Source organism: Pseudomonas lijiangensis (genome assembly GCF_018968705.1).
GTDB lineage: Bacteria > Pseudomonadota > Gammaproteobacteria > Pseudomonadales > Pseudomonadaceae > Aquipseudomonas > Aquipseudomonas lijiangensis.
The window spans coordinates 5014859-5035392 of sequence record NZ_CP076668.1 but is presented as its reverse complement, the minus strand read 5'-3'; the positions used below and the strand labels follow the sequence as shown (position 1 = coordinate 5035392).

At 53.4% G+C, this 20534-nt stretch carries 17 protein-coding genes and 2 pseudogenes; 13 read left to right on the top strand and 6 right to left on the bottom strand.

The features are described 5' to 3' along the window. Positions 1 to 9: 9 nt before the first annotated feature. The gene (locus KQP88_RS21130; RefSeq protein ID WP_232924620.1) at positions 10 to 636 is read left to right on the top strand and encodes an rRNA large subunit pseudouridine synthase E; all 627 of its coding nucleotides are present in this window, start codon (positions 10 to 12) and stop codon (positions 634 to 636) included. Positions 637 to 762: 126 nt separating this feature from the next. Here the strand turns inward: KQP88_RS21130 and KQP88_RS21125 are convergent, their stop codons facing one another. The 3 genes from KQP88_RS21125 to KQP88_RS21115 all read right to left on the bottom strand — a co-directional run bounded on the left by KQP88_RS21125 (position 763) and on the right by KQP88_RS21115 (position 2805). Next, complete coding sequence (locus KQP88_RS21125) at positions 763 to 1734, bottom strand: IS110 family RNA-guided transposase (RefSeq protein ID WP_216704101.1); 972 nt, start codon at positions 1732 to 1734, stop codon at positions 763 to 765. 360 nt (positions 1735 to 2094) lie between these two features. Further along, the gene (locus tag KQP88_RS21120) at positions 2095 to 2301 is read right to left on the bottom strand and encodes a DUF2788 domain-containing protein (protein ID WP_200994511.1); all 207 of its coding nucleotides are present in this window, start codon (positions 2299 to 2301) and stop codon (positions 2095 to 2097) included. Positions 2302 to 2325: 24 nt separating this feature from the next. Continuing rightward, on the bottom strand, positions 2326 to 2805 hold the full coding sequence (locus KQP88_RS21115) for an Lrp/AsnC family transcriptional regulator (protein WP_025261939.1): 480 nt from the start codon (positions 2803 to 2805) through the stop codon (positions 2326 to 2328). 683 nt (positions 2806 to 3488) lie between these two features. On the opposite strand from KQP88_RS21115, the gene KQP88_RS25330 reads away from it, so the two are divergent. Then, a complete protein-coding gene (locus KQP88_RS25330; RefSeq protein WP_318287284.1) occupies positions 3489 to 4316 on the top strand; it encodes a DUF6515 family protein in 828 nt (275 codons plus the stop codon). Here KQP88_RS25330 and KQP88_RS21105 read toward each other — a convergent pair. Further along, positions 4309 to 5217: a cation diffusion facilitator family transporter gene (locus tag KQP88_RS21105; RefSeq protein ID WP_216704100.1), complete on the bottom strand. Its 909-nt coding sequence runs from the start codon at positions 5215 to 5217 to the stop codon at positions 4309 to 4311. The genes KQP88_RS25330 and KQP88_RS21105 overlap by 8 nt on opposite strands. Positions 5218 to 5239: 22 nt before the next feature. After that, a complete protein-coding gene (locus tag KQP88_RS21100; RefSeq protein WP_200994513.1) occupies positions 5240 to 5659 on the bottom strand; it encodes a polyribonucleotide nucleotidyltransferase in 420 nt (139 codons plus the stop codon). 278 nt (positions 5660 to 5937) lie between these two features. Between KQP88_RS21100 and hrpB the strand changes: the two genes are divergently transcribed. From hrpB to KQP88_RS21065, 7 genes and pseudogenes are all read left to right on the top strand, one after another. After that, the gene (hrpB, locus tag KQP88_RS21095) at positions 5938 to 8472 is read left to right on the top strand and encodes an ATP-dependent helicase HrpB (protein ID WP_216704099.1); all 2535 of its coding nucleotides are present in this window, start codon (positions 5938 to 5940) and stop codon (positions 8470 to 8472) included. Between the two features lie 390 nt (positions 8473 to 8862). Then, positions 8863 to 10341 (top strand): DUF6531 domain-containing protein, encoded by a 1479-nt coding sequence (locus KQP88_RS21090; protein ID WP_253950510.1) that lies wholly within the window; start codon positions 8863 to 8865, stop codon positions 10339 to 10341. 154 nt (positions 10342 to 10495) lie between these two features. After that, a complete protein-coding gene (locus KQP88_RS21085; RefSeq protein WP_253950509.1) occupies positions 10496 to 11971 on the top strand; it encodes a DUF6531 domain-containing protein in 1476 nt (491 codons plus the stop codon). Then, a complete protein-coding gene (locus KQP88_RS21080) occupies positions 11968 to 14715 on the top strand; it encodes an RHS repeat domain-containing protein (protein WP_216704098.1) in 2748 nt (915 codons plus the stop codon). The genes KQP88_RS21085 and KQP88_RS21080 overlap by 4 nt, the downstream gene beginning before the upstream one ends. Further along, entirely contained in the window at positions 14712 to 15122 is a 411-nt protein-coding gene (locus tag KQP88_RS21075; protein ID WP_216704097.1) for a hypothetical protein, read from the top strand. The genes KQP88_RS21080 and KQP88_RS21075 overlap by 4 nt, the downstream gene beginning before the upstream one ends. 457 nt (positions 15123 to 15579) lie before the next feature. Continuing rightward, positions 15580 to 15831 (top strand): hypothetical protein, encoded by a 252-nt coding sequence (locus KQP88_RS21070; RefSeq protein ID WP_216704096.1) that lies wholly within the window; start codon positions 15580 to 15582, stop codon positions 15829 to 15831. Positions 15832 to 16007: 176 nt separating this feature from the next. Then, positions 16008 to 16341: pseudogene (locus KQP88_RS21065) on the top strand (transposase); the annotation flags it as partial. Between the two features lie 10 nt (positions 16342 to 16351). Here the strand turns inward: KQP88_RS21065 and KQP88_RS21060 are convergent. Continuing rightward, a complete protein-coding gene (locus KQP88_RS21060) occupies positions 16352 to 17002 on the bottom strand; it encodes a TetR/AcrR family transcriptional regulator (protein ID WP_216704095.1) in 651 nt (216 codons plus the stop codon). Positions 17003 to 17114: 112 nt separating this feature from the next. Between KQP88_RS21060 and KQP88_RS21055 the strand changes: the two genes are divergently transcribed. The 4 genes and pseudogenes from KQP88_RS21055 to KQP88_RS21040 form a co-directional block, all read left to right on the top strand. After that, positions 17115 to 18212, top strand: a complete 1098-nt coding sequence (locus KQP88_RS21055; RefSeq protein ID WP_216704094.1) for an aldo/keto reductase — start codon at positions 17115 to 17117, stop codon at positions 18210 to 18212. A 3-nt stretch (positions 18213 to 18215) separates the two neighbouring features. Continuing rightward, positions 18216 to 19340, top strand: a complete 1125-nt coding sequence (locus KQP88_RS21050) for a metallophosphoesterase (RefSeq protein ID WP_216704093.1) — start codon at positions 18216 to 18218, stop codon at positions 19338 to 19340. A gap of 88 nt (positions 19341 to 19428) precedes the next feature. Beyond that, the gene (locus KQP88_RS21045; protein ID WP_216704092.1) at positions 19429 to 20271 is read left to right on the top strand and encodes a DUF6279 family lipoprotein; all 843 of its coding nucleotides are present in this window, start codon (positions 19429 to 19431) and stop codon (positions 20269 to 20271) included. Between the two features lie 117 nt (positions 20272 to 20388). Beyond that, positions 20389 to 20502 (top strand): annotated as a pseudogene (locus KQP88_RS21040) (RidA family protein); the annotation flags it as partial. Between the last annotated feature and the right edge of the window lie 32 nt (positions 20503 to 20534).

The window sequence follows — 20534 nt, the reverse complement described above, 5'->3', positions numbered from 1 at the left end:
GAAGCTCCCATGTCCCGCACCCAACGTCCCGTTTCTCGTCGTCCAGATTCCAAGAGTCCGGGCGCTGCCCGTCGTGTCGCCAAGGCGCCGCCAGCCGAACCCAAGCTCATCCTGTTCAACAAGCCTTTCGATGTGCTGACGCAATTCAGCGATGGCGAGGGCCGCGCCACGCTCAAGGACTTTATCGACATCCCCGGCGTTTACCCGGCCGGGCGTCTGGACCGCGACAGTGAAGGGTTATTGCTGCTGACCAACGACGGCCAGCTACAGGCGCGGATTGCCGACCCCAAACACAAACTGCCCAAGACGTATTGGGTGCAGGTTGAAGGCGAGCCGACCGAGGAACAACTGCAACAACTGCGCAATGGCGTCGAACTCAACGATGGCCCGACCTTACCCGCCGAGGCGCGTCAACTGGACGAACCGCAACTCTGGCCACGCAACCCGCCGGTGCGCTTTCGCAAGAGCGTGCCGACCAGTTGGCTGGAGCTGATCATCAAGGAAGGTCGTAACCGTCAGGTACGCCGCATGACTGCTGCGGTGGGTTTACCAACCCTGCGGCTGGTGCGCGTCAGGATTGGCGACTGGACCCTGGAGGGGCTGGATCAGGGGCAGTATCGGGAAATAAAGCCCTGACGGAGAAGGTCATAGATCACTTTGTGGGAGATCACCCGCCGCCTTGGCGCCGCGCTGTCGCGCAGCAAACAGGTGTAGATACCGTCTTGATCAGCCCCTTGCAATACCGGATGTAAGGGGCGTCTTTTACACAGCCATCGCATATTTAGGATCGTATGGCTTGCCTGACTTGATCACGCCATACACCAGGTGCAAGAGCTTACGCATGGCTGCGCAGATGATCTGTTGGGGCGCTTTGCCTCGCGCCTTGAGCCTATCGCTTTGAGCCTTAATCACGGCGTTATGGCGGGAGGCCACAATGCCGGGCATATACAGGCTTTTACGCAGTCTGGCGGACCCGGTTTTGGAGATGGGCGTCGGCCCTGTGTATTCACCTGATTGGTCAGGTACCGGGTTAAGGCCGGCAAATGCCACAATGGCACGAGCCCCTTTGTACTTAAGTGGATCCCCAAGCTCTGCCAGCAGAGAGGCCGCACTTGTGTCACCCAGACCGTCGATTGATACGATCAAATCACGCTTGCCGCGCAGATCGGGATCGTCATCAATGTGCTGACGAATCTTTTTTCTGGTGTGTTCGATCTGCTCGTCAAGGGAGTCGATGAGCGACCGTATGGAGTGCTGAACGCTGACGTCGCAAACTTCCAGGCGATTGGCTTCCATCTGCCGCATTTCCTGCAAGTCCTCCAGTCGGCGTACCAGCGCCCGTAAACGCCGCTGTGACGGAGGTTCCGGTGTCCACTCTCGCAGTTTGTGAGTTCGCTCAGAACCGTACCGGGCAATGAGCTTGGCGTCTGCCTTGTCCGTCTTGACTCGCCGCAGATCCTCTTTGCCATAGGCATGAATGATGGCTGGATTGAGCACTGCGACCTTGAATCCTCTGGCGTAGAGAAATTCAGCCAAGGCTTCGTAGTAGATGCCCGTTGCTTCCATGACGACCCAGCAGGCTTTCTCTGCATGCGTTTCCAGCCACTGCTCGAACTGATTGAAACCAGCCTCCGTATTGGCCAGCTTGGCTTTGGTACGAAATTTTTGGTTGCCCTGGAGCAGAGCGATATCAAAGGTTTTCTTAGCGCAATCGACGCCGACAGCTACAGGCATATGGGCTCCTTGATCAGTTGGGTGATGATCGAGCTGCACTCTGTCCAGCCTTGCAATTCAATACGTGCTCACGTCACTGACGGGCACCAGATACCGTTCGGACTTGCTGAGTGAGGGTGGAGGGCCAGAGCTCAATCTACGTATTGCAGGCTCTGGGCCTTAGGAGCGCGACAGCTTCTTGGCCCTCCCTCGATGATCAGTCGAGAACTATCGACACCAGAAATGTCGATAGTTGCCATACAAGGAGCGCGCTTGCCCGCGACCGGCTGCGTAGCAGTCGTAAATTTTGCGAGCGCTTCGCACTCGGTCGCGGGCAAGCGCGCTCCTACAAGTTTGTGTGTGCCTTGATTGATGGGGTTCTCATGAGCCATTCTCGATATAGGCAATCACCAGACTTTTGATCACGAATGCCATGATGCCCAGGCCCAGCACGAAGAACAGGATGAAGGTGCCAAATTTGCCCGCTCTGGATTTCTTGGCCAGATCCCAGACGATAAAGCCCATGAAACCGATCAGGAGGGTGACCAGAATAGTCATCATCCACTCTTCAAAAAGCACGGGATCCATCGTTTGCTCCAGTCCGGGTGCCGCTTAGCTGCGCAGGTGAGTCAGGGGTAATTCAGTGCTGGCCAGCACCTGATTGAGCACAAAGCTCGACTTGACGCTGGTGACGCCTTCGATGCGGGTAAGATGGCCCAGCAGCAGTTTCTGGTAGTGATCCATGTCAGGAACCACCACTTTCAATTGATAATCGGCGTCCATTCCGGTCACCAGGCTGCATTCCTGTACCTGAGGCAGGTTGCGGATCTGTTGCTCGAAATGCTCGAATCGCTCCGGCGTGTGGCGATCCATGCCGATCAGCACATAGGCCGTCAGGTTCAGGCTGAGCTTCTTGCGATCCAGCAAGGCAACCTGTCGCACGATATAGCCGTCATCTTCGAGTTGTTTGACGCGGCGCGAGCAGGGCGATGGCGACAGCCCGATGCGCTCTGCCAGTTCCTGGTTGGAAATGCGTGCGTCGCGCTGCAGTTCAGCCAAAATGCTCAGGTCATATCTATCGAGCTTGCTCACGATGTTCCCCTTTGTGAGTTGGATTGCGCTGAATTATTGGTATGAAGTTAAAAATTGCGCAAGTAATGTTTTTGTGAGCAATCTTCGCAATCTTTTGTTGGTCCGGCAGGCCTATTCTTTTCAACAGAATCACTGCCCGGACACAGCGTCCAGCGCGACTCGCCCAATCAGGCGATCGCGGCCTCCCACCCGACAGGGTCGGCCAGGCCCCCGGGCTACATACAGTCCAGAAGACGTATGAGGTGAGCCGACGTCAAAAGCGTCGCGCCAGGACGAAGTATCTCAAGGGGGCCAATCAGGCCCCCTTTTCTTTGCGTCCTGATAAAGTACGCAGAACGGCGCGCCCCTATTACAGTCTTATTTACGTCTACCCGCGTCCTAGTGAGGAAAGCATGAAATCTGGCATCTGGAAGCTGACGGGGTTAAGTCTGCTGTGTCTGAGCATCAGTGCCCATGCTGTGGCCGACGATGACTCCTTCAAGGACCAGTATCGCGGCAGTTCCGGCGACAATGGGCAGCAGCGCAGAATCCAGCAACAGCAGCAGAACCAGCAGTTTCAGGTCGAGCGCCAGCAACAGCAGCAGATTCAGCAACAACAGAATCAGCAGCGTCAGGTCGAGCGCCAGCAGCAACAGCAGATCTACCAGCAGCAACAGAATCAGCAACGCCAGATCCAGGATCAGATGCAACAGCAGCGCAACGTCGAGCGCCAGCAGCAACAACAGATCAACCAGCAACAGCAGAATCAGCAGCGCCAGATCCAGGAGCAGCAAAACCAGCAGCGGCAGATCGAGCGTCAGCAGTTTCAGCAGCACCAGAACAATCTGCCGATCCAGACCGCACCTCGGGAATCCTGGCAAACCCAGCAACCTCGTCAGGGTTATTACCAGGACAACCCGCGTGGCAATCGCAACTGGTCGGCCGGTAATGGCCGTCCCAATGATCACTGGGAAGGTCGGCCCGACGGTCGCGGCAATGGCTGGGGCCCAGGCCCGCAGTATCGACCCGGTTATACGATAGACCGGGTTCCCGGCGGTTACGCGCGCGTCCCGTATCGCGGGCAGGATTATTTCTATTCACAAGGCTACTGGTATCGCCCGCAAGGCCCGCGCTATGTGGTGGTGACGCCGCCTTATGGCCTGCGCGTGCGCAGCCTGCCGTCCTACTCGCAGGAAATCTGGATTGGCAGTTCACTGCTGTTCCTGGCTGCTGGCACTTACTACGCCTATCAGTCCGACAGTCAGGATTATGTGGTGGTCAACCCGCCGCAGAATCAGCCGACCTACAGCCAGGCACCTGCACAGAATGGCTATGACCCGGTTTCCTACCCGCTCAATGGCCAAAGCCCTGAGCAGGTCGAGCTGGATCGTTACCAATGCTACCGCTGGGCCGTCGAACAAAGCGGCTTCGATCCGGCAAACATCACTTCCCAGCCTCAGGCCGAGGTGGTGGACCTTTACCGTCGCTCGATGGGCGCCTGCCTTGCGGGGCGAGGCTACAGCGTCAACTAGGGGTTGAGCGGGCCGAAGCCTGTTTCACCACTTCCTGTGGATCGGCATGCACCAGCACTTCCGCTTTCGGATACTGCTGGTGTATGGCGTTTTCAACCTGATCGCACAATGCATGAGCGACGCTAAGCGTCAGGCTGCCCGGCAATTCCAGATGCAACTGCACGAACCAGCGATTGCCGGAGATCCGCGTACGCAGGTCATGCGCGCCCAGTACACCTGGTACACCGCACGCCAGTTCCAGCATGTGCTGACTGACATCGGTCGGCAGTTCCTCATCCATCAGCACTGACACCGTCTCGCGGGCAATTTGAAACGCGCTCCACAGAATGTAGACGGCAATTCCCAGACCGAAGTACGCATCCAGTTGTTGCCAGCCGAACAGGGTGAGCGTCAGCGCCAGCAGAATGCTGAAATTGAGCAGCAGGTCGGAGCGATAGTGCAGCGAGTCGGCACGAATGGCCGCCGATCCGGTTTCCTTGATGACCTTGTGCTGCAGCCAGAGCAGCGCCAGGGTCAGGACCAGCGACAACACCATCACCGCAATGCCAAGACCGGCCGCCCCCAGCGGTTCGGGATGCTGGATGCGCTGTATGGCCTGAAAGGCAATCAGCCCGGCACTGACGGCAATGAACAGTGCCTGAGCCATGCCTGACAGGGCCTCGGCCTTGCCGTGACCATACCGATGGTCTTCGTCTGCCGGGCGCAGCGCGTAATGCACCGCCAGAAGATTGAGGAAAGAGGCCGCGCCATCGAGCAGCGAGTCGGTCAGCCCGGCCAACAGACTCACCGAACCGCTGAACCACCAGGCCACGCCCTTGGCGATGATGAGCGTGCTGGCCACCAGCAGCGATGCCCGCGTTGCAAGACGCAGCAGGCGGGCGTGTTCGGTGCTGGTGTTCATGACGCGTCCTTGTCGGAGGGGTTCAAGCCGCGGGTTTCAGACCCAGTGTTGCCAGTTGCTCGACACTGCCCTTGTACTGGATCAGACGAGGGTCGTTGAGTGGCAGGGAGTGGCCCAGCTCGGTTTCCAGAATGGCTTGCAGTTTGCTGTTGTCGACACTGCCGTCAGCATTGATCGCCGGTTGCAGCTTCTGCGGATCGACCTGCGCATGGCCGGTCGGCGTGTAGTAGATCGCGCCAGTGGTGAAGTCCACCGCCAGGGCAATCACGCCCGGAATCACATAGAACAGCAGGCCGACGGCATCCAGAGCGAGGATCGCCGGGTCAATCTTGCCTTCGATCTGCCCGCGACGATCAGGATAGAAAATGCTGCCGCACGCAGAAATCTGGGTCAAAAGCGTGGCGACCAGGACGCCGCCGATAAAACGGGATGGAATGCGCATGGAAAACTCCTGAAGTGATGTGGCAACTATACAAGGCAAAGGCTACGTCGCTAAGACTATTGCGTGTTCTGGTGGTTCTTCGGGTAAACATATATTCATCACGGTAGCTCATGAAATTCGCGAATAAATTCGCTCCCACATCGCATCCAGTGGGAGCGGATTCATCCGCGAAAAATCTGCAGTATCCAGAAATAGCGCTTCTCCGGATAAATCCACCCCCGCAGACCTTTTGCAAACGCCTGTGCCGCTTATAATCGGCCGCCTGTTCTGGAGCCGCCATGATTTCCTTGCCCATCGATGCTGTCCTGCCGGCCCTGCGCCAGGCACTGACCTCCCGCCACGAAGCCATCCTCGAAGCCCCGCCTGGCGCGGGCAAGACGACGCGCGTGCCATTGGCAATGCTTGATGAACCGTGGCTGGCCGGGCAAACCATCCTCATGCTCGAACCCCGCCGCCTGGCCGCCAGGGCCGCAGCCGAGCGGTTGGCCAGTGAGTTGGGGGAAAAGGTCGGGGAAACGGTTGGCTATCGCATTCGGCTGGACAGCAAAGTCGGTCCCAATACCCGCATCGAGGTGGTCACCGAAGGGATTCTGACTCGGCGTCTGCAGGATGATCCTGCGCTGGAAGGCGTTGGGCTGCTTATTTTCGATGAGTTTCACGAGCGCAGTCTGGACGCCGATCTGGCGCTTGCCCTGAGCCTCAACGGTCGCGACCTGTTTCGTGACGAGCAGCCGCTGAAAATCCTCCTGATGTCGGCCACTCTGGAAGGCGAACGCCTGTCCGCGCTGCTGGATGACGCGCCTGTCGTGCGCAGCGAAGGACGCATGTTTCCGGTGAGCCTGCAGTGGGGGCGACCCTTTCAGCCCGGCGAGTTCATCGAGCCGCGAGTGGTGCAGACCGTTCTCGATGCACTGGGTAATGAATCCGGCAGCCTGCTGGTGTTTCTGCCGGGGCATGCCGAGATCCGGCGCGTCAATCAGCAGCTGGCCGAAGCCCTGGGCGAACGGGCCGATATCCTGCTTTGCCCGTTGCACGGGGAACTGGACCTTGCGGCCCAGCGTGCGGCTATCGAGCCCGCGCCCAAAGGCTCGCGCAAGGTCGTATTGGCGACCAATATCGCGGAAACCAGCCTGACCATCGATGGCGTGCGCGTCGTGATCGATGCCGGTCTGGCACGTGTGCCGCGTTTCGATCCGGGCAGTGGCATGACACGCCTGGATACCCAGCGCATCTCTCGCGCCAGCGCGACCCAGCGTGCCGGACGGGCAGGGCGTCTGGAGCCTGGCGTCTGTTATCGACTCTGGTCCGAAGCTCAGCATGACCAGCTTGCAGCCTATGGCTCGGCGGAAATCCTCCAGGCGGATCTGGCCGGGCTGGCGCTGCAACTGGCGCGCTGGGGCGTGATGCCGGCTCAACTGGTGTGGCTCGATAACCCTCCAGCGGCGGCTTATGCACAGGCGCAGGACCTGCTGGTGCGGCTGGGTGCCTTGAGCAACCCGCAGGGCCAGGAGCGCAAATTGACCACTCATGGTCAGGCGATGGCACAAGTCCCTGCGCATCCTCGAATCGCTCACCTGTTATTGCGCGGTCATGAACTGGGGCTTGGGAATCTGGCCTGCGATGTGGCGGCCTTGCTGGGTGAGCGGGATATTCAGCGCGGCGGGGGAGCCGACTTGCACAGCCGCCTGACTTTGCTGGCCGGAAGCGAGCGCGCTGCCCGTGGTGCTCAAGGCGGTGTGCAGCGAGCCAGACAACTGGCACGTCAATATCGCGGTTACTTGAAGGGCGCGCCCACAACACCGGTCAGCGATCCCTACCATCCGCGCTGGCTGGGTTGCCTGCTGGCGCTGGCTTACCCGGATCGTGTCGCGCAACAACGCCGGGCAGGCGGTGCCGAATACAGGCTGGCCAACGGGCGTGCGGCCCTGTTCGCTGAAGTCGATGCTTTGATGAAACAACCCTGGCTGGTGATTGCCGACCTGGGCAGTCGTCAGGGCCAGCGGGAAGAGCGAATCTATCTGGCAGCCGAGTTCGATCCGGCACTGTTCGACTCGGTTCTCTCCGAACAGGTCATCGAGTTCGACCAACTGGATTGGGATGAACGCGAAGGCGTGTTGCGTGCCGAGCGTCAGCGCAAGGTCGGTGAACTGATCCTCAGTCGAGAACCGCTGACCGGTCTTGATGAGTCAGCCCGAGGCCAGGCTTTGCTGGGGCTGGTCCGGCGCAAAGGGCTGGAACTGCTGCCATGGACCCCCGAACTTCGCCAGTGGCAAGCCCGCGTCACCCTGCTGCGCCAACTGGACCTTGAGAAACAGGACACCAGCGAATGGCCGGACGTCCGCGATGCCGCCTTGCTCGACAGCCTGGAGTCCTGGCTGCTGCCGTACCTGGGCAAAGTCACCCGGCTCAGCCATTTCGGCAATCTGGATCTCTCGTCGATCCTGCATAACCTTTTGCCCTGGCCACTGCCGCAGCGTCTGGACGAACAGGCACCTCATCACTTGAGCGTACCGTCCGGCTCGTCGATACGCCTGGATTACAGCGAATCTCCCCCGATCCTCGCTGTTCGCCTGCAAGAACTCTTCGGTCTGTCGGACACCCCGCGCATCGCCAATGGCCGCCAAATCGTCAAACTGCACCTCCTGTCCCCCGCCCGCCGTCCGGTGCAAGTGACGCAAGACCTGGCTAACTTTTGGCGCAGTACTTATGCCGAGGTCAAGAAGGATTTGAAGGGAAGGTATCCGAAGCATTATTGGCCGGATGATCCACTGATTGCTGAACCGACTGCGCGGGTTAAGCCGAGGAAGGGCTAAAAGGGGCTGTAAGTGATATATCGCTTACATATTGTGGGGGATATGCACGCCGATGTGTGATCAGATGGCTGTGTATCAACGCTGCAATTATGGATTGCTCTGGCTCTTAATGTCTGACGTGTTGTTGCATGTAGAGAGTGGATTTATTGTGCAAGGAAAAAGATTTTAAACTTAAATTTAGTATTGTCTCTGAAGTGCTTGACCACCTTGCACCGCTCGTAAATACTGTTTCGCGAAAGTCGGTAGGGTTGCTCTGTAGTGCTTTATTTGATTGGTTGAAATATGTTCTTGCTTAGTGTGTTGCTAAATATTTTTATCAGCTCGGAGGTGAACTATGTGAGTTTGAAGGGGGGAGGGGTTTATAGTGTATTCACTGGATGGATCGAATGTATGAAGCGTTTTGGGATGGCGTTGTTTTTGTTTTTGGCTATTGGCTGCTCAGGCTTGAGTGCGGAAGAGTTTACTTATTGGGATTCGGGGCCGAATGGAAGTGTTTCTGTCTTTTCAAAACCGTGGCAGGGGTGTGAGTATCTTGTTTATGAGTATGCGCCTTGGTGGGGGCAGTCATATGCTCCGCATTTAAATAGGGATACTCCGTGGGGGTATGAGTGTTATATATTGGTTGTTGGTGGGTGGGGGCATCATATCGGAACGATTGTTAAAAGAACTGTTTCTTGTGAGGACGGTGCTACTTTAAATTATGCGACCGCGCAGTGCAGTTTTAATGGGCAAAAAGGCGCAGAGGATGATGAGCTGTCGTGTAAAAGCCCTTCTATGCAAGTCGGTAACCCAATTAATGCCGCGACCGGTAATAAATTTCAATATGAGGAAGACTTTAGGGTTGGGGTTATTAGTCCTATAGTTGTTGGGCGTTACTATAACAGTATGGATGGGCTCTGGAGGCATAGCTATTCAAGTGCTCTGAATGTTGGCGCGGATTTTGTGGTTTTAGTGCGTTCGGATGGCCGGGAGTCTCTGTTTAAATTGGCTGATGGTAAGTATTCCTCTGCTACTGATCTGGGATCACTGATTGCTACTGATTCAGGATGGACTTTCAAATCTTTGGATGGCTCGGTCATGGGTTTTTCCGAAAGTGGACAGTTGGCCAAGGTCGTCAGCCCACAAGGTTTAGTGCACAACGTTTCGCGTGATAAATACAATGTCACCGTTACCAATGAGTTTGGCCAATCAGTAAAGTTTGCTGACGATATTCTCGGCCAGCTAAAAGCGCTTGAGTCCGGCGTTACTAAAATACAGTACGCATATCAGGCTCAGCGCTTGACCGGTCTTTCAAAAAATGTAAATGGAATCACTTCAACTCGAAGCTATCACTATGAGGATACTCGCAACGCCGGGTTACTGACGGGGATAACTGATGAGCGTGGTGTTCGCTTTGCTACATGGTCTTATGATGATAGAGGCAGAGCCATTAGTAGTCAGCACAGTGGTGGCGCAGGGCTGACCCAGATTGTTTATAATGCAGATGGTTCCAGCTCGGTAACCAATGAGTTAGGCAAAACTACGGTGTATCGTTATAAGCAGATTGATGGTGTTAAGAGAATCATTGCAATCGAAGGTGAACCAACTCCAAACTGCCCAGCTAGTAACTCGACCTACACCTATAACTCCCAAGGCCAGATACTGACCAAAACTGACGCCAAGGGGCAGATCACAAACTATTCCTATAATGCTCGTGGCCTTGAGGTCAGCCGTACTGAAGCAGCAGGAACTGCTGTGGCTCGAACCACGTCAACAGAGTGGGACCCTGATCGATCATTACCGATTAAAGTTATTGAGCCAAATCGTATCACTGCATATAGCTACGACAGTCAAGGACGGGAACTCACTCGGCAGGTCACTTCACGATGAGTAATAATTATCTGAAGGATTTGAACATGTTTGCTTTTTCTTCGCGTCAGCTGTGGCTCTGGGTTTAGGTGTTGTTGGGCGTGAACTCAGTCGGCGGGTTGGTAGAAACTGATTCTTCCAGCCATTATTTGATATGTTTGCTTGGAGGTGTGGTATGTTGTGGGGGCGACGTTTTTTTGTTTGTCTTTGTTGTTTTTTTAGTAGTTGTTCTATAGCAGAGGTTCAAGAAATTATTTCAGAAATGGGGCCTTGGCGTTGGATTCATCATTATGATAATTTCGATAATGATGCAGATGCTGAGAAAGCGTGCAATGCTGTGATTTCTAGGCTTGGGTATATTAATCCTGGGTATGATCGTTGCTCTCGCTCTGTGTGGGCTCCTCCTTATAACTGGTATGCTGGTTATCTTTATGTTGGGCATGACTTTCATTTCATTGAATTTTATGTGCGTCAATGCGGTGGGGGGGCGATGTACAATGTCTCTACGGCAAAGTGTGGGAATGATGAGCAAAAAGGTGCTCCCTTACCCGAAAGCTGTGTCGGTAATCCTATTAGTTTAGCTGTTGGTAATAAGTTTCAGTTGGAAGTAGATTATAAGGCGCAAGGTGTCGCGCCTGTATTCACTCGTGCCTACAATAGCCTCGATGGACTTTGGCGGCATAACTATTCCGCATTTATCCGCTTTGCCATTGGCAAGTTATCTCTGGTTCATGCTGATGGTCGCGAGTCGTTCTTTAGTGTTGAAGGCGACATTGCCACTGCATACCCGACGGAAACCGGTTTGCTGGTCAAGACGGGAGATAATTGGCTCTATACCGCAGACAATAATGAACGCTTCACCTTTGATGCACGTGGGCGTTTGATAGAGTGGATTGATGCAGCCGGACTCAGGCTGCAACTGACTTATGCTAATGATCAGGTGACGGTGACCAGCGATAGCGGGCAGTCACTAATATTCACCGAGGATACGCAACATCAACCCTTGAGTCTTGTGGCTCCCGGTTTACAGATCAGTTACAGCTATGACAGTAACAAGCACCTTGTTCAACTGAACCGTACGCGCGGTTCTCAGACAGAGCAGAGACAGTTTCACTATGAGGATTCGCGCAATACAGGCCTGTTAACAGGTATTACAGATGAGCGTGGCGTTCGTTTTGCTACCTGGTCCTATGATGATCAAGGTCGAGCAGTTAGCAGTCAGCACAGCGGTGGAGCAGGTTTGACTCAGGTGGTGTACAACACGGATGATTCTCGTACGGTGACCAATGAGCTTGGTAAAACAACAACTTATCGTTATCAGCAGATCGGAGGCATTAAGCGAGTCATTTCTATCGAAGGCGAGCCTTCTCCCAATTGTCCAGCCAGTAATTCCAGTTATACCTACAACGAGCGTGGACTAGTATTGAGCAAAACCGATGCTAAAGGTTCTCTTACAACGTATACCTACAATTCCAGAGGTTTGGAAACGAGTCGTACCGAAGCAAGTGGAACTGCTGTCGCTCGCACTATTACGACCGAGTGGGATTCTGAACAGTTCTTGCCGACTAGAATTGTTGAGCCAACTCGTGTCACGGTTTACCGCTATGACGATCAAGGGCGAGAGCTCTCTCGGCAGGTTACAACTCAATGAGTGCATTCTATCTGAAGGACCGAAAGATGTTTACTTTATCGTCACGTCAACTTATGACAGGCCTTATCTGCACATGGCTTGCATGTCATGCAAATGCAAGCACTATCAGCCATACTTATACAACTTCTGGGCAGATCGCCAGTGTTGATGGTGCCCGCACTGATGTCAGTGACATTACTTCGTATGGATATAATGCTCAAGGTAACCTTACTACTGTTACCAATGCGCTTGGCCATGTTTATACCCTTGGTAATTTCGACAGTTATGGCAATCCGCAGGTTGTAACCGACCCTAATGGAGTGGCAACAACACTCGCCTATACCCCGCAAGGATGGCTTGCCAGCCGAACGATTGACTCAGCGACCACGCAGTATGCCTATAACGAAGTCGGCGATATTCTGAAAATCACCATGCCCGATGGCAATTGGATCAAGTACACCTATGACGACGCGCGACGTCTTGTTGGGGTGAAGAATCAGCTCGGTGAAAGTATTAGCTATACGCTTGATCCGATGGGAAACCATACTTCGGAAACTATAGCTGATAATAGTGGTGCTATTGTCCACCTTCAGCAACGAGTCTTCGACGAGTTGGGACGCTTGATCAAGGCGGTGGGTGCTGATAACCAGACCCGGCGTTATGATTATGACCTGAATGACAATCAGGCAGGCTCTACCACTGCACGTGATCACAAAACGCAGCAAGCGTTCGATGCCCTGAATCGTATAAGCAAGATTGTTGATCCCCTGCAGGGCGTTACTGCCTTTAGTTACAACCCTGATGATAAGGTCACACAGGTTGTCGATCCGCGTGGCGTAACGACACGATATACTTATGATAGCCAAGGCAATCAGATCAGCAGCGTAAGTGCAGACTCCGGTACCAGTACTTTCGCTTATGATGAAGCCAACAACCTGATTCGCAGCACCGATGCTCGTGGTGTTGTAACCGATTACGGGTATGACGCGCTGAATCGCCTGATCAGCAAAAACTATCCCGCTACTCCTGCACTTAATATCAAGTTTCTCTACGATCAGACGGCGAATGGTAATTACGGTATCGGCCGCCGTACCGGTATTCAAGACAGTGCAGGCGTATTGACGTACACCTATGATGCCAAAGGCAATCTGACCAACCAACACCGTTCGGTAGGTGTCAATGCTGGGGATTATTACGAGAATTTAAGTTATGGTTATGATGCAGCCAGTCATCTGATTCAGATCGGTTATCCATCAAATATTGCTTTAACTTATGCCCGTAATAGCGCAGCTCAAGTCACAGGTATCAAACTGACGCTCGGAAGTAGAACAGTCACTCTGGCCAAAAATATTACCTATCAGCCTTTTGGTCCGGTTAAGTCGCTGACTTGGGGTAATGGTATCGTTCTGTCGAGGTCTTATGATCAAGACTATCAACTGACACAACAGCAAGTCGGGAATTGGCAAACACGCTATCGATACGATGCGGACAGTAATATTACCGAAACCACCCATAGCCTTTGGGGGGCGGTGCAGTACGAATACGATGCTTTGGGGCGTTTGACCCAGGAGCAGACCAATAGCATCAGGAAAAGCTACGGCTTCGACGCCACCGGCAACCGAACTCAGCGTACGACCAGCAACCTGAGCAACGGCGAGGCCAGCGAAACCCAATCCCTGACGTATGCCAATGACAGCAATCGATTAGTCAGCATCAATGGTTCAACACTGGCAACCGACCTGATCGGCAATCACACTCAATTCAATGGTCGACGCTATAGCTATGATGCCCAAGGGCGTCTGAGCCAGGTTCATCAAGCCAGCATTTATCAAGTCGCGGAGTACAAATACAACACTCTGGGTCAGCGCATCACCAAGCGTACTTATGAGATGGGGAGCCAAGTGCTCATAGGCACGACAGCCTATTTGTACGACCTGAGCGGCAAACTTATTGGCCAGACGTTTTTCGATGCTAACGGCCAGAAAACCAGCGGCCAATACTGGTTCTGGCTGGATGACATGCCTCTTGCCCAGTTGACGGCCAATTTCTCGACGCTGGGAGAGGTGAGCAGCAGCAAGCTAATCTATCTGCACACTGATCATCTGAATACACCACGGCTGGCCACTGATAGTACGCAGACCTTGCTGTGGCGCTGGAATAGCGATGCATATGGCGTAGGAGCGCCTGAAGAGGATGTGGACGGTGATGGCAAGTCGACGACTGTAGCGCTCCGGTTTCCAGGGCAGATTTATGATGCGCAGACGCAGCTGAATTACAACTACTATCGTGATTACAATCCGGAGACTGGGCGTTATACCCAGAGTGACCCCATTGGTCTTGATGGAGGTCTCAATACTTACAGTTATGCTCTTGGCAATCCTCTTAGGTATATTGATCCTAAAGGGACTGTAGCCTTTGCTATTCCAGGTGCTGAAATTGGAGCAACATGGGGTACTTTAGTATGCCCAGGTCCTGGCACTATCGTTGGCGGAGTTTTAGGTGGTGCGATAGGGGCCGGACTAGGTGTTTTTGCTCTTGAGAAAATGTTTAATAATTCCTATGAGGATCAGCCAGATGAAAATAATCTAGATAAGATCAAAGGAAATAAAGAAGCTAATGATGTGGCTCAAGAGGCTGGCTATGATGATGCTCATGATGCAAAGAAAGGTCGAGGTGATTCAAAAGTTAATATTTATAATGATAAGACCACAGGCCGAAAGTGGATTTGGGACGGAAGGAGAGGGTCGGGGAAGGAGGTTTTATGAATTCGTTGACTAAAAGAAAAAAAATGGTGTCTTTGACTTTTCGTGGTTTTGATATGCCCGCCGTTCAGGTCATTGAGCTGGTGGGCCTAAAATCATCTCGGTTTGGTAACAAGGGCGAGCATGTGAAGCCTGGTGTAAGGGCGTTATTAGCACGTTCTTATGTGGTTTTCTCTCTGGAGTTTTCGGAGGGTTTTGATATGTGCGAAATGATTCCAGAGTTCATTTCACATATTGGTGGTCTAGATCATGTTCTAAAGGTTCAGGGTGAGGTTAAGCCTGAGTTTACGGAATTTAATTTAGATTTGCCGGTCATGTTGTCGGATGATATTCAGGATGGTTATCTGTCAAAAGAGACGATTTCAGATGTTTTTTACCTACAGTCAACGGTGTCTTTTAGTTATTTTTGAAGCTTTGAGCAGCCAGTTGAACTCCTAGATATTCAGAATGGAGGGCGCATCATGGCAAAGGCTCCAGAAGTTATTCGGGAGCCCAGCATAACGCCTTAGATTCATGGTTAGAATGTGTGGATGGTGGATCGCTTACGTTGGAACGTGAGTATATGGTTTCAAGGGGGGTATACTTAAAATTAATATTCTTTTGAGTTTTTGAGCGTTTCTGGTTCGCGAAATTCGCCAAGTATTATTGAGGAAAAAATTACAGTGGTCACGCAATTTATAGAGTGCGGGAGCGTGGCTGTACTCCGTCGGTAGTTGAAGGACGTATAAAGATGGTACTAGTATGCCAAGAGATAAACTAAATGTACTGTTTGTGATGCTAGCGCTAGCAAAGTTAATTTGGTGGTTGACTTTAAAAGTGAAACCGTAATTACCATAACGCTTGGAGGTAGGTAAGATGAGTGCTAGCATGCAGTCCGCACTTTATGATCATGTGCGGAACGCCGTTCATAAACAATGGGATCCTATCGGTATTGCAGCTTATTCGGATGAGATGGGTGAGTATGATGCGTATATTCCTGGTTTATGTAAGCTTATTGAGAGTAAGGCTGGCAGAGAAATGCTTATAGAATACTTGTGGTCCATAGAAACCATTATTATTGGGTTAAGCGGAGATCGACCTCAAACGGAAAGATTTGCAGATCAGCTTTTGGCTTTATAGTGCGGATTGGTTGATTTACGTGGAAAAAGCGCTATGACCTGCGAAAAACTTGTAGCGCCCTGCACTATAATAAAACTTGTTGAAGATTTTTAGGGATTCTCCGATCAAGTTCAGCGCAGCCCCGCCCGCTGTGCTGAAATAGCCTACCTCTCCGATCACGAGTAGCAGCCAGTCCCATGAGTCAGATGAGCTTTTCCGATTTCGAGTACGCCGGCAAACGCAAGCAGACCCGTCGCGAGCGCTTTCTTGGCCGAGATCGAGCCTCATTACCCAAAGGCAGACGGTGGCCGCAAGCTTTACCCGCTGGAAACCATGCTGTGCATTCATCTGCTGCCGAACTGGTTTTCCCTCAGCGATCCCGCCATGGAAGAAGCGCTGTACGAAATCACCTCAATGCGCCAGTTCGCACGGCTGACGCTCAGCGCTGCGATTCCCGAAGACACCACGATCATGAATTTCCGGCATCTGCTGGAGAAGCACCAACTGGCAGCGGGCATTCTGGACGTCATCTTGCCTGATCTCACGCCGAGCCTGATTTGCTGAGCGCCGGTAACAGCACTCCATCAATCATCGTGGTCAAAAACTGCAAATCGAATGGCTTGCGCTGAATCAACGCTCGATAGGCTGCCATTGACGGAAGTACCTGGGACGCGGCGTCGATATTGGCGTTTGCCGAGATTTCTCCCCGCTCCAACGCCCGTCGCATCAACACTCGATTTACGGCAGCCCAAGGTTCGACAATCGCGGCATCTCCCGCTTCAGCCAATTGCGGATGCTGCAGTAACACTGAGGCCAGTCCAGCCATCACGCGCATTTTCCGCTCACCTTCTTCAGCCGACTGCGGCTTGAATAGAGCCAGCAGATCGCCTCTCAGTGTGCCGGTATCAGGCAGGCTTTCAATATCGACCTGACCGCGCTTGAGGTGGGCCACGGCATCAAGAATCAGCTCCGCCTTCGAACTCCAGCGTCGATAAACAGTGGCTTTTCCCGCTCGTGCTCGCATCGCGACCATATCCATGGTCATGCCGTCATAACCGGATTCAGCCAGTACCTCGATTGCGGCGTCGAGAATGGCTGCATCACGACCAGGATCGCGCTTGCGCCCACGCACAGGCAAGGATGCTGCTGTTTCGTCGCTCCTTTGAGCGGCTTTTTGATCTTTGCTAGTCAACCTGTCCATCCCTTTGCGCGAGGGTTTACTGTACCGAAACAATTCGGAACTTGTCAGTCTCGTATATCTGTGGCCTGATGATTGTAACCGCTCATCACGAAAGGCACGCCATATGCGCTATAACAGACTCGGCACCACAGGCTTATTCGTTTCCGAATTCTGCCTCGGGACAATGACCTTTGGTACACCCGCACCGCAATACGCGGCAGCTGGCGGTGTTCAACAGGAAACAATGGATCAGATTTCTGCTCGCGCCTTTGATGCAGGAATCAATTTCATCGACACCGCCAACGTCTACTCGGGCGGTCAGGCCGAGACGATGGTTGGACAGACGCTCAAGAAGCATGGAGTCGCCCGCCACGATGTAGTGATTGCGACCAAAGCAGGGCATGCCACCGGTAGCGGCCCTAATGATGGCGGCTCATCGCATCGTCATCTGATCCAGCAGGCCAAGGAAAGTCTGAAAAGGCTGGGTACTGATTACATCGACCTTTACCAACTGCACGGCTGGGATCCTGTAACCCCTGTCGAAGAGACGCTACGGGCGCTTGATGATCTCGTACGACAAGGACATGTCCGGTACGTTGGCGTTTCAAACTGGGCGGCCTGGCAGGTCAGCAAAGCGCTGGGCATCTCGGATAAATTGAATCTCGCACGCTTTCAGTCATATCAGGGTTATTACTCATTGATTGGACGTGACGTAGAGCGCGAGGTCGTACCGATGCTTGAATCGGAAGGCCTTGGACTGATTGCTTTCAGCCCGTTGGCTGGCGGCTATCTCACCGGCAAGTATCGCGTCGACGCAAAGACAGGACGACGCGCATCTATCCAGTTTCCACCGGTAGATGAAGTGCGAGGTCAGTCTCTGTTGTCGGCAATGGATGCAGTCGCCTCCGCTCGCGATGTGTCGTTGGAGTCTGTTGCCCTGGCCTGGATGCGTCACAAGCGAAGTGTCACCAGCACGATCCTGGGCGTGAAGAGCGTGGATCAGCTTGAACGTAATCTTCAGGCCATCGACCTCAGTCTTTCAGACGAAGAGATCAATGCCCTTGAAGCGACGAGCTCGCTGGCATTCGAGTATCCAGGCTGGATGATCGCTAACGATAGCGCTGCTCGTCAGCGACTCTTGGAAACCGGAATCCCGGAACACGCACGGGTGCCGCGCTTTAACGAGCCCGCAACGCCAAACCTTATGTCCGGCGGGAAATAGTCCATGTTTCATGTCATGTTCAGCATGCCTTGCCTGTATGTCATCACGCGGTTTGTCTGGCCAATGCCGTGGGCGCTATCAGCCAAAATTGCGGTGGCGCTACTGATGCTGCTTGCCTCGCAATACCATTTGTTCTCGCGGATTTCATCGGGGAGCGTCTTTTCTCCGGAGTTTCCACGTTACCTGGTGATGCTTTTCAACTGGGCATTCGGTGCGGTTCTGTTGGTCGCCGTACTCCAGATTGTCGTAGACCTGAGCACCTTGCTGATGGCGTTGATTCGACAGCAATGGTTTACCGTACCGGCGGGGCTGCGATATGGCATAGGCACGGTTGCAATGGTATTGGCAGCCATCGGCGTTCAACAGGCCGTGCGCGTACCGCCGGTTAAAGACATCTCCATTGCAATCGAAGGTCTGCCCCCTCAGTTTGAAGGGTACAAAGTATTGCAACTGACCGACCTGCATATTAGTCGCCTATATGACGAGCCCTGGACGCAGGCGGTCGTGAAGGCTTCGAACGCTCTTGGTGTTGACCTGGTTGTGGTGACGGGTGATCTCATTGATGGATCAATTGGCGACAGAGCGCGGGATATCGATGCATTGCGTGATCTGCGAGCACCCGACGGCGTTTATGTCATCCCCGGGAATCACGAATACTTTTTTGATAACGAGGCATGGATACAGCATTTTGTCTCTATGGGGATGATCCCTCTGGCCAATAGTCACACCGTGATCGAACGTCAGGGTGCCCAGGTTGTGTTGGCGGGTGTTACAGATGTTACGGCACCCGAGACAGGCTTTCCGCCGCCCGATCTACCGCACGCTCTTGCAGGTGCGCCAAAAGACGCGCCAGTCATTCTGCTTGATCATCAACCCAGGAATGCGCGTGACGCCGCGAGTCAGGGAGTAGCACTGCAACTTTCGGGTCACACCCACGGCGGAATGATCCTGGGTCTAGACCGACTTGTAGCGCTAGCTAACGGCGGGTTCGTTTCAGGGCTCTACACCGTTGGAAGCATGCAACTGTATGTCAACAATGGCACCGCACTTTGGCCTGGGTTTGCCCTTCGCCTGGGTCGGCCCTCGGAACTGACACGCATCACACTTCGGCGGGCTGCTGGCTCCTGAGGCGAGCACGAGCCGTGGGATGGTTCATTGATTCCGCATAGACGTGGATCGTATGACGCTCCTTCGATAAAAGTATCGAGATGCTGAAATGAAAAACTTACGAGTTTACCTGTTACTGCTTGCTTCTTTCCTTATCAGCTCATGCTCTGTTGCTCCGACCATCTACAATAACTTGGACTGGATTGTCTATGTGTATCTCGATGATTACGTTGACCTGAATAGCAGCCAAAAAGCTTTTTTAGATAAGCGAATCACAAAATGGCATACATGGCATCGCTCTTCTGAACTCGAAAAATACAAGGTCGACCTGATTGCCCTGAGGGAGCAGTTGCGAAAAGGCTCAATGGACAAGGACGAGTGGCTGGCTGAAATAGCGAAAGCCAAACAACACCTGTTCCGTCTACGGGACGAGATCAGCCCTGAAGCCATTGAGGTGGTTCAGCAGCTTACGGATGATCAGGTAGCGGAGCTATTGGCGCTGTGGGAGAAAAATGATCGGGATGAGATCAAGGTTTTCAACGAGCGGGAGGCAGACGAGGAACTTAAAGCTCGGCAAAGCAAGACGCGTGAGTTCTTTGAAGGGTATGTTGGAAGTCTCTCACTTGGCCAGTCAGACTTGGTGAGAAATTACGCAGTTCAAGCAGAGTCGGAGTTTCTTCAGGATATGGCCTACAACGCCAGGCTTAGACAGTCGTTAAAAACCATTTTTTCAGATAGGCAGGGTGCAGAATTTCGAGTCAGACTCGCTTCATTGGTAAATGACCCGGACAGGCTTAAGCCGCCCGAGCTCGTAAATACTAGAAAGCGGAATGAAGCCAGGTACGCGCAACTGCTTTCAGAGTTAAGCAGCAGTTTGAATGAGGGGCAGCGGGAGAAGCTAGTAAGAAAGTTGGCATCTCATATCGAAACTATAGATGGCTTGTTGCGTTAGCAGCTTTGCAAAATAAATCAGAACAACTCATTGGCGCGTGCGGTAGTTTCCGCGCCCAACTTGAGCAGTTGACTTGAATCCTCGCTACTGACCCGATTGGACGGTGCGGTGTCACGAGTGAAGGATCAAGTCTTTCCCAGGAGCACTTGTGCATGGACATGCATAGGTGTCGCTGAACTGGCTCGACCGGGGCTCCTCGTGGAGATCAAATGCATCGCTGTGCAGCGATAACTCCATCCAGAAGATCACGGCTCCTTGAGGTG